At 47.5% G+C, this 13438-nt stretch carries 16 protein-coding genes; 14 read left to right on the top strand and 2 right to left on the bottom strand.

What is annotated here, in order from left to right:
* Positions 1-21 precede the first annotated feature (21 nt).
* The 10 genes from R3177_RS08330 (at position 22) to R3177_RS14825 (ending at position 6982) form a co-directional block, all read left to right on the top strand.
* A complete protein-coding gene (locus R3177_RS08330) occupies positions 22-966 on the top strand; it encodes an alpha-L-glutamate ligase (protein ID WP_318970579.1) in 945 nt (314 codons plus the stop codon).
* 380 nt (positions 967-1346) lie between these two features.
* Positions 1347-1658 carry a hypothetical protein gene (locus R3177_RS08325; RefSeq protein ID WP_318970578.1) on the top strand — a complete coding sequence of 104 codons (312 nt, stop codon included), beginning with the start codon at positions 1347-1349 and terminating at the stop codon, positions 1656-1658.
* Between the two features lie 34 nt (positions 1659-1692).
* On the top strand, positions 1693-2199 hold the full coding sequence (locus R3177_RS08320; RefSeq protein ID WP_318970577.1) for a GNAT family N-acetyltransferase: 507 nt from the start codon (positions 1693-1695) through the stop codon (positions 2197-2199).
* Between the two features lie 63 nt (positions 2200-2262).
* Positions 2263-2823 (top strand): GNAT family N-acetyltransferase, encoded by a 561-nt coding sequence (locus tag R3177_RS08315; protein ID WP_318970576.1) that lies wholly within the window; start codon positions 2263-2265, stop codon positions 2821-2823.
* A 593-nt stretch (positions 2824-3416) separates the two neighbouring features.
* Positions 3417-4040 (top strand): sulfotransferase family protein, encoded by a 624-nt coding sequence (locus R3177_RS08310; RefSeq protein ID WP_318970575.1) that lies wholly within the window; start codon positions 3417-3419, stop codon positions 4038-4040.
* A gap of 446 nt (positions 4041-4486) precedes the next feature.
* Positions 4487-5041 carry a hypothetical protein gene (locus R3177_RS08305; RefSeq protein WP_318970574.1) on the top strand — a complete coding sequence of 185 codons (555 nt, stop codon included), beginning with the start codon at positions 4487-4489 and terminating at the stop codon, positions 5039-5041.
* A gap of 61 nt (positions 5042-5102) precedes the next feature.
* Entirely contained in the window at positions 5103-5399 is a 297-nt protein-coding gene (locus R3177_RS08300; protein WP_318970573.1) for a hypothetical protein, read from the top strand.
* A gap of 62 nt (positions 5400-5461) precedes the next feature.
* Positions 5462-5797, top strand: a complete 336-nt coding sequence (locus R3177_RS08295; protein ID WP_318970572.1) for a hypothetical protein — start codon at positions 5462-5464, stop codon at positions 5795-5797.
* A 454-nt stretch (positions 5798-6251) separates the two neighbouring features.
* A complete protein-coding gene (locus R3177_RS08290) occupies positions 6252-6773 on the top strand; it encodes a hypothetical protein (protein ID WP_318970571.1) in 522 nt (173 codons plus the stop codon).
* Positions 6770-6982, top strand: a complete 213-nt coding sequence (locus R3177_RS14825) for a GNAT family N-acetyltransferase (RefSeq protein ID WP_413229078.1) — start codon at positions 6770-6772, stop codon at positions 6980-6982. The genes R3177_RS08290 and R3177_RS14825 overlap by 4 nt, the downstream gene beginning before the upstream one ends.
* Positions 6983-7021: 39 nt before the next feature.
* Here R3177_RS14825 and R3177_RS08285 read toward each other — a convergent pair whose 3' ends face one another.
* Complete coding sequence (locus R3177_RS08285) at positions 7022-8866, bottom strand: tetratricopeptide repeat protein (RefSeq protein WP_318970570.1); 1845 nt, start codon at positions 8864-8866, stop codon at positions 7022-7024.
* Between the two features lie 252 nt (positions 8867-9118).
* On the opposite strand from R3177_RS08285, the gene R3177_RS08280 reads away from it, so the two are divergent.
* From R3177_RS08280 to R3177_RS08265, 4 genes are all read left to right on the top strand, one after another.
* The gene (locus R3177_RS08280; protein ID WP_318970569.1) at positions 9119-9850 is read left to right on the top strand and encodes a PhzF family phenazine biosynthesis protein; all 732 of its coding nucleotides are present in this window, start codon (positions 9119-9121) and stop codon (positions 9848-9850) included.
* Between the two features lie 223 nt (positions 9851-10073).
* Positions 10074-10526, top strand: a complete 453-nt coding sequence (locus R3177_RS08275) for a hypothetical protein (RefSeq protein WP_318970568.1) — start codon at positions 10074-10076, stop codon at positions 10524-10526.
* A gap of 153 nt (positions 10527-10679) precedes the next feature.
* Positions 10680-12179 carry an acyl-CoA thioester hydrolase/BAAT C-terminal domain-containing protein gene (locus R3177_RS08270; RefSeq protein ID WP_318970567.1) on the top strand — a complete coding sequence of 500 codons (1500 nt, stop codon included), beginning with the start codon at positions 10680-10682 and terminating at the stop codon, positions 12177-12179.
* A 51-nt stretch (positions 12180-12230) separates the two neighbouring features.
* Positions 12231-12578, top strand: a complete 348-nt coding sequence (locus R3177_RS08265; RefSeq protein ID WP_318970566.1) for a hypothetical protein — start codon at positions 12231-12233, stop codon at positions 12576-12578.
* A 44-nt stretch (positions 12579-12622) separates the two neighbouring features.
* Here the strand turns inward: R3177_RS08265 and R3177_RS08260 are convergent.
* Positions 12623-13438: hypothetical protein (locus R3177_RS08260; RefSeq protein ID WP_318970565.1), on the bottom strand; the 816-nt coding region annotated here is incomplete at its 5' end.

Here is a 13438-nt window from a genome sequence, read left to right as displayed (position 1 = left end):
GGTAATTAAAGGCTTAACTCAATGAGCAAGATTTACGTGCTACATGAAAACAACGAATGGACAGTTCATTTACAAAATAGACTCGATGAGCTGAATTACCCTTATGAGTTATGGCATTTAGATGAGGGCTTAATCGATTTATCGGCTGAGCCACCACAAGGCGTTTTTTATAACCGGATGAGTGCATCGTCACATACCCGGGATCACCGGTTTGCCCCTGAACTGGCTGGCGCGGTTATCGCCTGGCTGGAATATCATGGCCGTATAGTGATCAACGGCAGCCGGGCATTAAGTTTAGAGATTAGCAAAGTACATCAGTACTTAGCGTTAGAGAAAGCAGGCATAGCTACGCCAAAAACCATTGCTGCGGTCGGCAAAAAGCAGATTATTGCAGCGGCAAACTCGCTGGGTATGGGCGCATTTATCACTAAGCATAACCGTGGGGGAAAAGGCCAGGGGGTGCAATTATTTCACTCGGTACAGGCCCTGCAAGACTATCTTGATGGGCCCGATTTTGATGCGCCGGTTGATGGCATTACGCTCATTCAACAATATATTAAGGCGCCCGAACCCTTTATCATCCGGCACGAGTTTATTGGCGGCAAGTTTTTGTATGCGGTTAAAGTGGATACTTCTGAAGGCTTCGAACTTTGCCCGGCCGATGCTTGCGCAATAGGTGACATGTTTTGCCCCACTGACGAAACGCCAGCGCAGCCCAAGGCCAAATTTGAAATTCTGCAAGACTATCGCCCCGCGTTTATTGATAAGTATGAAATGTTTCTTAAGCAGAATGCGATTCAGGTTGCGGGTATCGAGGCCATCCAGGATGCTGAGGGCAACAGCTATGCCTATGATGTGAACACCAATACTAACTATAATTCAGACGCTGAAGCAAAGGCGGGGCAATATGGCATGCTTGAGCTGGCGCATTATCTGAAATCTGAATTAGATAAATTAGCGCTGTAAGCATGAGGGTGCTGGCGATATTCTGTATGATTAGTAGTGCGAGGAGTTAAATAATGTCTGTACAAAAAGTCCGGTTCTGGTCTGCGATATCCGCGGTTGTATTTATCGTCTTAGTAGCTGGCTGCATAATTGGAGCCATTTGGGCACCTACGCCTTTATCGGGTACATTAGCCAAAATCGGAGCATCGTTTTTCATCATGTTCCTACTTTCTTTATTTTTCAAAATGTTGCAAAAGGCTATGCTTCAAATGTTACCAAGAGCGATGCTTAAAACCAAAAGGGGCAGTGTCGTTGATTTATAGTTGAACTGCTTGTGCTGCTCCTTTGCGATAAGAAAAAACAGCTGACCCTGCGCGTCGTTTATATGATTTGGAGCCAACGTGAAAATTATCCGCAGTAAAGACTTTACCGCCAGCCGTGCCTGGGGCGCTCTGGATATCGCCTGTATGAATGGCATTACCACCCGCTTGCACTGGACAAATCAGCCGTACAAATGGCATACCAATGATGGTGAAGAAGTGTTTGTGGTGCTTGATGGCATGGTAGATATGCATTACCGCCAGGATGGCACTGAGCAGGTTAGCCGGTTAAATGCCGGGGATATTTTTTACGCCGGTATTGGCTGTGAGCATGTCGCTCACCCGGTGGGCGAAGCGCGGATTTTAGTGATAGAAACAGTGGGTAGTGTTTAACAGGTTTTGCCGCGCTGAGAAAATGACAACCACAATGACAATAACAATCCGATTAATTAAACCGGCAGATATTACGGCAGTCGTTGCACTTCAAGATAGCTGCTACAGCGATGCCTTATATGAAAGCCCGGCACTATTGCAGCAACGTTTAAGTGTCGCTGCTGACAGTTGCTGGCTGGCTGAAAACGCTAACGGCCAGTTATTAGCTTATTTATTCAGTTATCCTTCAATCAGTGGCTATATTACGCCGTTGGCATCGGCTTTTGCCCCAAGTACTTTGCCACAGCTTTTGTACCTGCACGATATGGCCGTGAGCCCTGCCGCCCGTGGCCTCGGGCTGGCCAGCCGCTTGCTTGCTACCGCTCAGCAGCATGCAATAAGCCAGGGCCTGACGAAACTGGCACTGGTTGCGGTGCAGGGCTCGGTACCTTACTGGCAGCGGCAGGGCTTTAACGAAGTTACCGTGCTTTGCGACAATGCAGAGCAGGCACTGGCCAGTTATCAGGGTGAGCAGGCCCGTTACATGCAAGCCGAGCTGTAATAATGCTCTAATGCGAATGTGGGTACTAACGCCGATATTAATACCACAACCCAGGAACGAATAATGATACAAGTACCCGCAACTGAGCGGCTGAGTTTCGCCTTGCTGTGTGAGCAGGATGCGCAGCTGCTGTTTGACGTTGATCAGGACGAAGAAGTCATGCGCTACCTTAACGGTGGGAAGCGCACCAGTATGCAGGCCATAAAAGAAATTTTTTTGCCGCGTATGGCGCAATATAGTAATAGCAGCCGTGGTTTTGGTATCTGGCAGGTACGGCGGCGTGCCGACGATGCCTATTTAGGTTGGGTATTAATACGGCCCATGGGCTTTAACACCACCACACCCAGTGCTGATGATGTGGAAATTGGCTGGCGCTTTAAGCGGGAATACTGGGGCAGGGGTTATGCCAGCGAAGCCGCCAGGGCAGTAGCAGACGCGGTGCTGGCGCATAACCGTCAGGTGCGGTTTTTATCAGCCATTGCTATGCCGGATAACGCCGGCTCCATTGGTGTCATGCGCAAACTGGGTATGCAGTTTGTAAAACGTTTTTTGCACCGGGACGCACTGGGCGAGGTTGACGCGGTGTTGTACCGACAGGATATTAATACAAAAGAATCAGTGTAATCATTCTCTGGCAGACTTACTGCCACTGAATTGCTGTAGAGCCGGCGCCGGATAGTAACGTCACCCGGAATAAGGGGTCGGAATAAGGGGTCGGAGCTAATAATCGCTGCTAATTTCCAATGCACTGAAATACATAGGATTAACTTACTGAGCCGTTAAATGTCTCCGCCCCCTTTTTCAGAGGCAAAGGCGGGGCAATTCGGCATGCTTAAACTGGCACAGTATCTGAAATCTGAATTAGATAAGTTAGCGCTGTAATAAATTTGGATTCTGGCGATTTTCTTTATCAAATCTGGTCTTGCCTGGCTGTAGCGCAACATCTATATAAGGCAACAAGCAAGACCTGACCCTGAGAATGTGTTACATCAGATTAATTGCTGATATTACTGAGGACTCTGCTTAATATCGGGGTTGAATATTATTAAATACCTGCAATACCTTTCGAATTCTATGTTTATGTGCCAGATTGATTAAGTTAAAGCTGAATAGAAGTGGGCGTTACTGATACTTCACTTTGATAAGCTGTTAAGCCTGAATACTTAAAGATAGTCCCAAAGACAAACTATATTTGTTTAACTTAAAGGGCGATAATAATGACACTAACCGTTATCGGTACGGGCGTTGGACGCACCGGCACCTACTCGCTAAAACTGGCTATCAATCAACTTGGCGCTGGCCCATGTCACCATATGGAGGAAGTTCTTCATAACATGCCTGACCAGGTTCCCCTGTGGTCGGCGGCATTAGCTGGACAGCCCGACTGGCAAGCAATTTATAACGGCTATTTGAGTGCGGTTGATTGGCCTACCGCGGGTTTCTTTCGCGAATTACTTAACACTTATCCGACAGCCAAGTTTATCCTGACTCATCGCAGTTCCGAGAGCTGGGCAGATAGTTTTGGTTCAACAATCTTTAAGTTGATATCAGAACGGGATCAGGCCCCGCCTGAAATGAAGGAATGGCTTGAAATGGCAGCTGCTGTCATTGCTAAATCCGGATTTCCAGAAGGCCTTGATCGCGATGGCCTTATTCAGGCTTTTAATGCCCATAACGAGGCAGTAAAAAATACGATCCCCGCCGAGCAACTGCTCGTCTATCAGGTAAAAGAAGGGTGGGACCCACTCTGTAAATTCCTTGGTAAACCGGTTCCCTCCGGGCCGTTTCCGCGTAGCAATGACCGCGCAGAATTCTGGGACCGCGTTGCGGGAAAAACCTGATGTTTAAGAAACAGGTTGTCTGTGGTATTTCAGCAATACTCTAAATTTTGGCTGTAATAAAAGGTTTTTCATGGCGATACCAAAAACGGCACGGCCTAATTCACGCCTAACTATCGGCCATAGCGCGCTAGCACAATTCAAATGGCCCCTCTATGTCTGTTGCTATCAATCGCCTGCCGCCTGAGTGCCAGTGAGCGACATTCTTAACCTCTTGCCACATTTTAAATACTGTAAAAATATCCTGTTCGGTTGCTGATACCTCTTGTGCTTGTTAGACGGATTAACCCGTATTTGTAGGTTACGAAAATATCAGCTGTACCTATAAGTTATTGTAAGTTTTTAAAAAGCGGTGTAGTGTTCTATACATTAAATTAACAAAGGCGCAAAGAACCGTATTGAAAGACGGATTTTTCTGCCGAATAAGTGTTAACCCTACGAGGTAGAAATTGAGTAATTTTCTAATTGCACTAATAGTCCCGATAATATTAGGCGTACTCTTTGCGGCGGCGGGGCGTGCGAAACCAATAGAAACTGAGGATGGTGGCTATTTACTCGAATATGCAAAAGCGATAAAGGGTTTTGGCATTGGCTTTACCTTGTTGACTTTGGGCGGGCTTGTTTTTTTATTGTTTCAAGCACCAATTAAAGATAAAGATGATATGTACGCTGTCATTTTTCTATTCGGATTTTTTAGTCTTTTTGCTATCTATTTTTATATTGAGTTCTTCACGGTGAAAATATGGGTTGGTCCAATGGGGGTACGTGGAACGTCTGGATGGAGAGGAAAGCGCGAATATAGCTGGGAGCAAATATCTGAAATCACCTATTCCCCCTTATCGATGTGGTTCAAGATTTCATCTCACAATATGCCTCCACTTAGAATTCATGCCATGATAACTGGGGTGGATAAGCTTCAGGCTCATTACATGGAAAACCTTCCTGAAGAAAAATGGAAGTCGGCCTACGAAAAATTCAGTCAAGATAAAAGGGTTAACAAGTAAATCAGCAGACCGCTGACGCGTCGGCTGATTTAGGCGTTATACGTTATAAGGAGTCAAATCGGTGGACAAGGAAGAGGTTACAGGTGAATTAGCTCTAGATGCGCTAAACAAGAAGCAAGCTTTATTAGAAGAGTTTGAAAAGCTTAGGCCAAGCCCTGGTGGTAGTCTTTGGAGAGGCGTCAGTGCTGTTGCATCAGTAATGTTAATAATTTGGCTTTTCCCAGAAGTAATAGAGCAGCCTGCTGCGTTCCTTTTATTAATACTTGTGTTTGGGGTAAGCGCGGAGATATATCGTGAAAGTAAGAAAGTTCATAAACGTATAGATCTACTTTATAAGTTGTTTAAAGATAACGTATAACGAGGCATGACAGCGGACAGCTAATGCTGCAGCTGCTTTAGGCGACATATGGCAGAAAAATTATGAATCTCCTCTTTGTTTGTAGTGAGAATAGGTTGCGAAGCCCTACTGGTGAAGAAGTCTTCTCCAAGTACGAAGGCATTCATGCAATTGGGGCCGGAACCAACGCTGATGCGGAGACGGTCATAAGCGGTGATCTGGTTGAGTGGGCGGATGTTATATTCGTCATGGAAAAGACTCACAAGAATAAGGTCTCGAAGAAATTCAAAGACTTGCTCCACGCAAAGAAACTGGTTTGCTTGGATATACCAGATAACTACGACCGGATGGACCCAGAGCTTATCCGGATACTGCAAAACAGGGTGGCCAAGCATGTGCGTGTGCGGCAGGTCATATAATAAGAAACTCAGCCGACCGCTATACGTTGGCTGAGCTTGAGCGCAAATGCGCACAACCGAGTGTCGACTTTTTATCGGTAAGAACAGGGTATAAAGACTGACTACCTAACAAACTATTTCAACTAGACAAAATTTTGTTGGCCAGGTTTTGATTCACATTTTAGCCAGAAAAATTTTATCCATTAACAGCTGGACTTGTAAATTTACTGAAGTACTACTTTCGCAAATATAAGTTTAACGACTATAGTTATTTGCAATGTATGTGGCAGGGAAGCCTGTCAATTTATCCCACGAGTTTGCTCCTCCCCAAACACGATTTAATTTGGGCGCCACGTCGTTACATATAAACGAACATCTTGCAGGCGTTTATTTTGCCCCGTAACACTGCCATTCAGCGGATGCAATAAATGCTCACAGATTATTGCTGCGCCAGGCGCGCAGATAAGGCTTACTTGTGGACCGGATAGAAGCAGTTCATACGCTCACAAAGCGTCTTATTGTAATGACGCTTGTCGCAGTACTCGTGGTTGGCGCCATATCTGCAATCACCTTATTTGGAGAAGGGCGCTTAATGATCACCTGGCTATGTTTCCTTTGTGGAATCATAGGTGGGTTTGTCAGCATTCAACAACGTATTCGAAAGGTTTCAGACGAAGAGCTTGAGCTCCTTAATCGTTCCTGGTTTCCAATTCTACTGGTTCCTATTTTCGGCGGGGTTTTCTCTCTGGTACTGTACGTTATTTTTCTGAGCGGAATTATGACTGGTGGAGCATTCCCGGAGTTTGATTTTCCAGTCAAGCCTGAAGGTCTATCTGATACGTTTTACATGAAAGCGGTTCTGTCGCAAACGTACCCCAGTACGGGCCAAGATTTAGCAAAACTGGTATTCTGGTCATTTGTCAGCGGCTTCTCTGAAAGGTTTGTACCGCAAATAGTTACAAAAATTTCAAACACAAGCCGTTCAAAAGATGCCTGACGATTGCGAACAGTTGCCACACTTGCGATCTAGAGCGGGGTTATGGTATCTGGCAGGTTAGACGCAATGGCGACGATGCCTGTTTAGGCTGGGTATTAATCCGGCCAATGGGCTTTAATAGCCAGGCGCCCAGTACTGACGATGTGGAGATTGGCTGGCGCTTTAAGCGTGAATACTGGGGCAGGGGGTATGCCACTGAATTGCTGTAAAGCCGGCGCCGGATAGTAACGTCACCCTGCATGTTTTATTTAAATGGTATTGGCATTACTGATTAAGCTGACATTAAATTTAATGTTATCCAGCGCCTGGGCATTTTGATTGATGTCACGGAGAAATTCTGCCCAGCGGGGGTCATCATGCACGGCAATAAACCCCGGATCCAGTGGGCTGAAATGGTTTGCTTTGTTAAGGGCAATGGCCTTATTCAGCCATTCGAAGGCCTTATCGTGCATGCCTTTTGCCATATAAACCCGGGCAATAGAAATCGGAGACGTATCTGCCCAGTCGGTGATTAATTGCTGCAGCGCCTGCTGATGCTGGCTGGTGTCACCCAGGGCATGATATGCCATCGCCTTGCCAGCCAGTGCCACCGCATCACGACTCTCCTGCTCGAATTCAGCCAAGGCCAGCCTGGGTTGCCCCCGGTAAAACTGCGCCAGCCCGATAAAAAAATGGGTACCGGGTTGCTCCGGATTTAAACGAAGCAACACCTTAAACGAGGCGATTGCTTCGTCCCAACGCTGCAAATAATACAGCATCATGCTGGTATTGTGGCGAATAGAAATACTCAGTGGATCAATCTTGATCGCATACTGATTAACCAGGACCGCCTCTGACGTTCTGCCCAGTTTGTGTAACAGCAGCGCTGCCATGCCCAGTGAACTGATATTAGACGGTGCTTCATTTAATGCCCGTTCTACCTGTGTGGCTGCCGCCTGAAAATCTTTATCATAGATCATAGTTAGCCATGCCTGGCTGGCGAGGGCCGGCGCATAGTTCGGATTGATTTGCAGCGCCCGCTGGATTGCAAGTCGTTCTAAGGTAATGCCTTCTTCAGGCGGAATGATGCCAATGCCTACCTGCCTGCCATAATTAACACCCAGCCAGTCCCAGGCCTCGACAAAATCGGGCTCTCTATCCAGCGCCTGCCGAAAAATCGCAGCGGCCTGCTGCAATTTTTCAGCATTGCCGGAGCGGGTCAGGTGACGCGCTTTTAAAAACAACTCATAGGCTGTTGGATCAATATGGCTGGCTTTGGGGCGTTTGCCTAAAATGGTTAATTGTAGCTGTCTGACCACTGCCTCAGCAATTTCATCCTGAATAGCAAAAACATTCTCAAACTTTCTGTCGTATGTTTCAGACCATAAATGGGTATCAGTGCGCGCTTCAATTAACTGGGCGGTAACCCTTATCATGTCACCGGATTTTCTGACTGAGCCTTCTAAAACATGCGCCACATTCAGTTTTTCAGATAAATCGACAATGTTGATATCTTTGTCTTTAAAGGCAAAGGCAGAAGAGCGGGATATAACTCTTAATTCGGAGATCTGCGCCAGCAGATTGAGCAATTCTTCCGAGATCCCATCAGAAAAATATTCCTGTTCAGGATCTGAGCTCATATTGACGAACGGCAGCACCGCGATTGAATGATCATCATAGGATTCAATAAAGGCCTCACTTCGGCCCGCTTCCCGGGCTTGATCAATCTGGTTGGCCATTTTTTCCGTTAGTGCGGCCTCTCTGGCAGGCGTTATGACAAACTTATCGACCCCAAAGTACGTTACAGCAAGGGCTAACACGACAATAATTACCTGATCAAGCGTTTTGCTCTTTTTGCCAACCGCCTTGGAGGCGGAGCGAACACCGTCATCTTTTTTCAGGCCTTCGGGGGTAAGTTCAAACACCCACGCCAGAATAACCGCGGGCACCAGGCCTATTACGGCGATAATGGTGGCATAACGAACGGATGAGTCGCTAAAGCCAAAGGCCGGAAAGATGGTCGCGACGACCTGGATCAGCAGCCATGCCATTAAACTGTAGGCAGTGGCAACACGTAAGACGTTTCGTCTTTTCAGCTCTTCGAAAAAGCTCATATGACAGTACCTCTATCCGCTTAATGCGGCGTCAGGTAGCGGTGATTAGTCAATCACGGTTGGAAATAGTGGTGATCCAGTGAAAAAGACTAGCCCAGGATAGTGCGCTTCGCAACTTACGATCCCTCATCGGCAGACTTAGCGCAGGGTAGCACGGTGCCGTTACTGTGCCGCAGAATGATTCGATTTGTATCAAGCAGCTGGTGTAAACTCTTTTGCTGAATAATGAAAGTTTGGCCAATGGAGCGTTGCTTGGAACTACCCATTTATATTGTTGATGCCTTTACCCAACAGCAGTTTAAAGGCAATGCGGCGGCCGTCGTGCCATTACAAGACTGGCTGGCGCCAGCGGTAATGCAAAATATTGCTATTGAGAACAATCTGTCAGAAACCGCCTTTATCCGGGCTTTGTCAGCCGGTAAATATGAAATCCGCTGGTTCTCACCGTTAACTGAAATCGACTTTTGCGGCCATGCCACGTTAGCCGCATCTTATGTGATATTTCAGCAGCTGGGCGGGCAGGGCGAGATTGAGTTTGTGACCCGAGAAGTGGGTTCGCTGTTTGTTCAGCAGCGTAGTGACGGCCGAATAGAAATGAGCTTTCCTAACCAGTGCCCGGCCCCGGTAGAGCAGGTGCCGCAGGCGTTATTTGCTGGTCTATCGGTAAAACCGGTACAGGTATTAAAAAACCGTCAGGCTTATTTTGCGGTGATGGCCACAGAGCAGGATGTAACAAACCTGCGCTATGCTGCAGCGCAGCTGAAACAGTTATCCCCCTATGATGTGGTGGTGACGGCGAGAGCCAGTGCCACCACATCGGAATATGACTTTATTTCCCGCTATTTCTGGCCGGCGAATGGCGGTGATGAAGATCCGGTAACCGGTTCTATTCACTCAGGACTGGCACCTTACTGGGCGAAGCAGCTGGCTAAAACAGAATTAGTAGCTTACCAGGCATCAGCGCGTGGCGGCATCTTGTATTGACGCCTTAGCCATGATCGGGTGTTAGTGTCAGGCTTTGCGGTACTGTATCTTAAAGGCACGGCTTACCTGTAGCAGTGCTGTTATTTCAATGGTTGTTATCTGGCCGGAGATATGTGTTTGCTGCGCGCCAGCAGAAATTTGATTAAAATTTAGACAGTATGGCAGGTGGCGACTATGGTTAATCAGCCCGCACAGCCGCGGGCAACCATATGGAGATACCAAAATGTTTAAGAACTTACTGATAGGATTGATGTTTTGTTCATTTACTTTTTTCACCAGCCAGCAAGTTTATGCAGATGACCATGAGCCTCCTTTTATTGGTGGGCATTACTGGGAAGTGACCGGCATTAAAATAGCAGACGGTGGCTGGGTAAAATACAACAAGTGGCTGGCCACTGAATGGCGTAAAAATCTCGACTTTGCTGTGTCTCAGGGGTGGCTGAAAAGCTATCAGGTGCTGAATAATGTCCATCCCCGAGCCGATGAGCCAGACATTTACCTTATTCGGGTGTTTGAAAACATGGGCACTGTAGCTGAGAATGAAAAGCGCCGCGTTAAATACCTGGAGTGGACTAAAAAGACAATGGAAAAAATGGCAGAAGAGAGTGGTAACCGGGCAGAATACCGCACGGTAATGAGTACTGCGCTGATGCAGGAAATGAAGTTCAGAAAATAAGGTGTCCTGCCAGCCTGTGATAACCCCGGTCAGGTGCCGGGGTTTACTCACATTTATTTACACAATCCATTTGTATCTGTTATCCCGCTGCGTTTAAATAAGCCAAAAAAAGAGAAAAAGATAATGCGTTTGAAGTGCTTATGCTGCGCAGCCTTGGCAGGCAGCCTGCTGTTAACCGGCTGCGGTGAACCCGGTTATCCTGATCATCTGCAGGTACAACGTATTGAGCAACCGGATCTGCAGGCGATGTTAATTATGCCTAAAAACCCCGGCAAGGTGCTGCCAACAGTGATCGTTGTCGGTGGCTCTGATGGCGGGCTAAATAGTGCATCCACTGCAGCTCAGGCCTTTGCGGAGCAGGGTATTGCCGCACTGGCTGTCGGTTATTTTGGTATGCCCGGATTGCCGGAAACGCTGAACCGCATCCCGCTTGAATATTTTGACGCTGCCCTGCAATACATTGACGCATCTGCACAGTTAAGTCGCAACCATTGTCAGAAAGTCGCAATTATCGGCAGTTCACGGGGGGCGGAACTTGCGTTGCTGCTTGGCGCCAATTTTGCCGGGTACGGCCCGGTAATGGCTGTTTCGCCCAGTTCACACGTCTGGGGAGCAGTGCAGGACAGCAATGCCGCCGCCTGGACGCTAAATGGACAACCGCTGAATTATGTACCGCGGCATTCACAGCCCGATTATTCGGCCAAACGCTTTGTTGGCCGTGAGTATTTCAAGCAGGATTTGCAGCACCCCGATGCAGTTACTGCAAAGATAGCGGTTAGTTCTGTTCAGAGTGAACTGTTACTTTTTGCAGGCGCCGATGACCAGCTCTGGCCTTCGGCCCAAATGACAGAGGCCATTAGCGCTGAATTTCAGCAATCTGGTCTGCAATCAAGGGTTACGTCCGTTATTTATCCTGCTGCGGGCCACGTTATTACCCCGGGGCTGTCAGCTAATTTAACCGAAGCCGCACTTAATAATGGCCAAACGCTTGTGCTGGGCGGTCAGCCTGACGCCAATGCCCGGGCGCAGCAGGATATTCTGAAGCGGGCCGTTCACGCTATTAAACATCCGGTTTGCTATGACAGCAACGCAGCGTTTAACCGCAATAAACTTAACCAGTTAACTGAGTTTGTTAAAACGACTGGCACCTCGTCGATGGTGTTGATGCGGGCCGGTGAAGTGGTTTTCGAATATGGCGATATTCATCAGAAGCATACTATTCATTCTATCCGCAAAGCCATGCTGAACTCTCTGTTCGGTATTTATATTGAGCGCGGTGTTATTAACCTTGATGCCACCCTGGCTGAGCTGAATATTAATGATATCACCCCCCTGACGGCAATCGAGCAAGAGGCGACGCTTCGTCAGTTGCTGCAATCCCGCTCCGGGATCTATCTGCCTGCGGCGGCCACTTCAGAGGGTATGCTGGCAGCTATGCCGTCGCGTGGGCAATTTAAGCCCGGTGAACAATATGTATATAACAACTGGGATTTTAATGTGGCCGGTGCAATTTTTGAAAAACTGACCGGCGAATCAATTTATGCCGCCTTTAAGCGGGAAATCGCTGCCCCCCTGGGCATGCGGGACTATAACGGCAGCTATACGACCATCGATAATGACACCGACATTGCTACTCTGACAGTAGATGGCTAGCCTGAAAAATCAGCATTCCCCGCCTATCATTTCCGGATGTCGGCTTATGATATGGCGCTTTACGGCCAGCTATACGAAAACTTCGGTGTCTGGAATGGCCAACGTATTTTGTCCCGCGAGTGGATAGAGCAAAGCACCACCTCTTATTCTGTTACCAACCAATACATGGACTTTGGCTATGGCATGCTGTGGAATGTGATTAATGCTAACGATAAACGGCCCAACCACGCCTTTTATCATACTGGTGTTGGCATTCACATGCTTGGGGTATACCCGGGCTCTGATCTGGTTTTTGTGCATCGCGTTCAAACCGAAACTGAGTACGAATTTGATCAGCAAAACCTTTATCGGATTATTGGCGGGGTGTTTAATGCACTTGAAATGGCAGCAGAAAAATAAAGCAAACCGCACAACTGTATAACATCAGTTTTGCAGCTGGCGACTCAGTCAATAGCTTGCCAGACATACTCACGTAGTAATTCAAGGTAGGGACCAGATTCTGGATCATTATTAAACCAGCGCTCCAGCACTTGCAGAAAGTCCGGGTGCCGGCGAACCAGCGGCAGTATCTGGTTTATTTTTGTTATTGCTGCCCGGCCCCATTCTGTGTTGGTACAACCAATAGCACCCAGCACATGCTGCCCCTGGGTTTCGGCAACCTGCAAAAATACCAAATCGTCAGCATTATTTTCAGCTTTATCTAAATTATGCAGAATTTGATACTCAAGGGTGTAGTCAATCCGGCCCTTCTTAATCATCGCCAGAATAGCAACGGTTGCATTTTCCCCGGTATGAGCAATCTCGTTGTTATCCTGCTCTAACGCATTATTTAAAATGCTTTGCACTGCAGGATAATGCCGGCCATCGGGATAGCCAAAGCGCAAAGTATTATCGTTAATTAAACTGGCCAGGCGCACCGGATCACCATGCCGCGCCTGTATTAGGCGGGCTTTTTCCGGGGTGGTGATAATGCCGTGCGGAAAATAAAAGTGCGTGGGCTCGCTTTGAATGGTCTCGCCGGGTATGGCGCGGTAAATCATGCAGGGAAAACATTGGTTTTCTTTACGTTGAAATTGCTTGCGGATCCGGGATTGAGGCAGCACAAGACGATTGCTATCCAGTTCAGGTAAATGTTTATCGATAACATCTATCAGCACATCACAGATGCCCTGACCAGCAAAAGGCCCATCGACGATATGAAATGGCGGCGCGGCATTAATCACCCACTCCAGCGACTGGATCTGCTGTTGCTCACGCTC

Origin of the sequence: Arsukibacterium sp. (genome assembly GCF_033722355.1) — a bacterium.
Taxonomy (GTDB): domain Bacteria; phylum Pseudomonadota; class Gammaproteobacteria; order Enterobacterales; family Alteromonadaceae; genus Alishewanella.
The sequence above is the reverse complement of the archived record's forward strand: the minus strand, read 5'-3'. Positions and strand labels throughout refer to the sequence as shown.

Bases quoted from the DNA above. Each gene is read 5' to 3' on its own strand.
- R3177_RS08330 (WP_318970579.1), top strand. From the start codon at position 22: ATGAGCAAGATTTACGTGCTACATGAAAACAACGAATGGACAGTTCAT.
- R3177_RS08320 (WP_318970577.1), top strand. From the start codon at position 1,693: ATGACAATAACAATCCGATTAATTAAACCGGCAGATATTACGGCAGTC.
- R3177_RS08315 (WP_318970576.1), top strand. From the start codon at position 2,263: ATGATACAAGTACCCGCAACTGAGCGGCTGAGTTTCGCCTTGCTGTGT.
- R3177_RS08310 (WP_318970575.1), top strand. From the start codon at position 3,417: ATGACACTAACCGTTATCGGTACGGGCGTTGGACGCACCGGCACCTAC.
- R3177_RS08295 (WP_318970572.1), top strand. From the start codon at position 5,462: ATGAATCTCCTCTTTGTTTGTAGTGAGAATAGGTTGCGAAGCCCTACT.
- R3177_RS08285 (WP_318970570.1), bottom strand. From the start codon at position 8,866: ATGAGCTTTTTCGAAGAGCTGAAAAGACGAAACGTCTTACGTGTTGCC.
- R3177_RS08275 (WP_318970568.1), top strand. From the start codon at position 10,074: ATGTTTAAGAACTTACTGATAGGATTGATGTTTTGTTCATTTACTTTT.
- R3177_RS08265 (WP_318970566.1), top strand. From the start codon at position 12,231: ATGGCGCTTTACGGCCAGCTATACGAAAACTTCGGTGTCTGGAATGGC.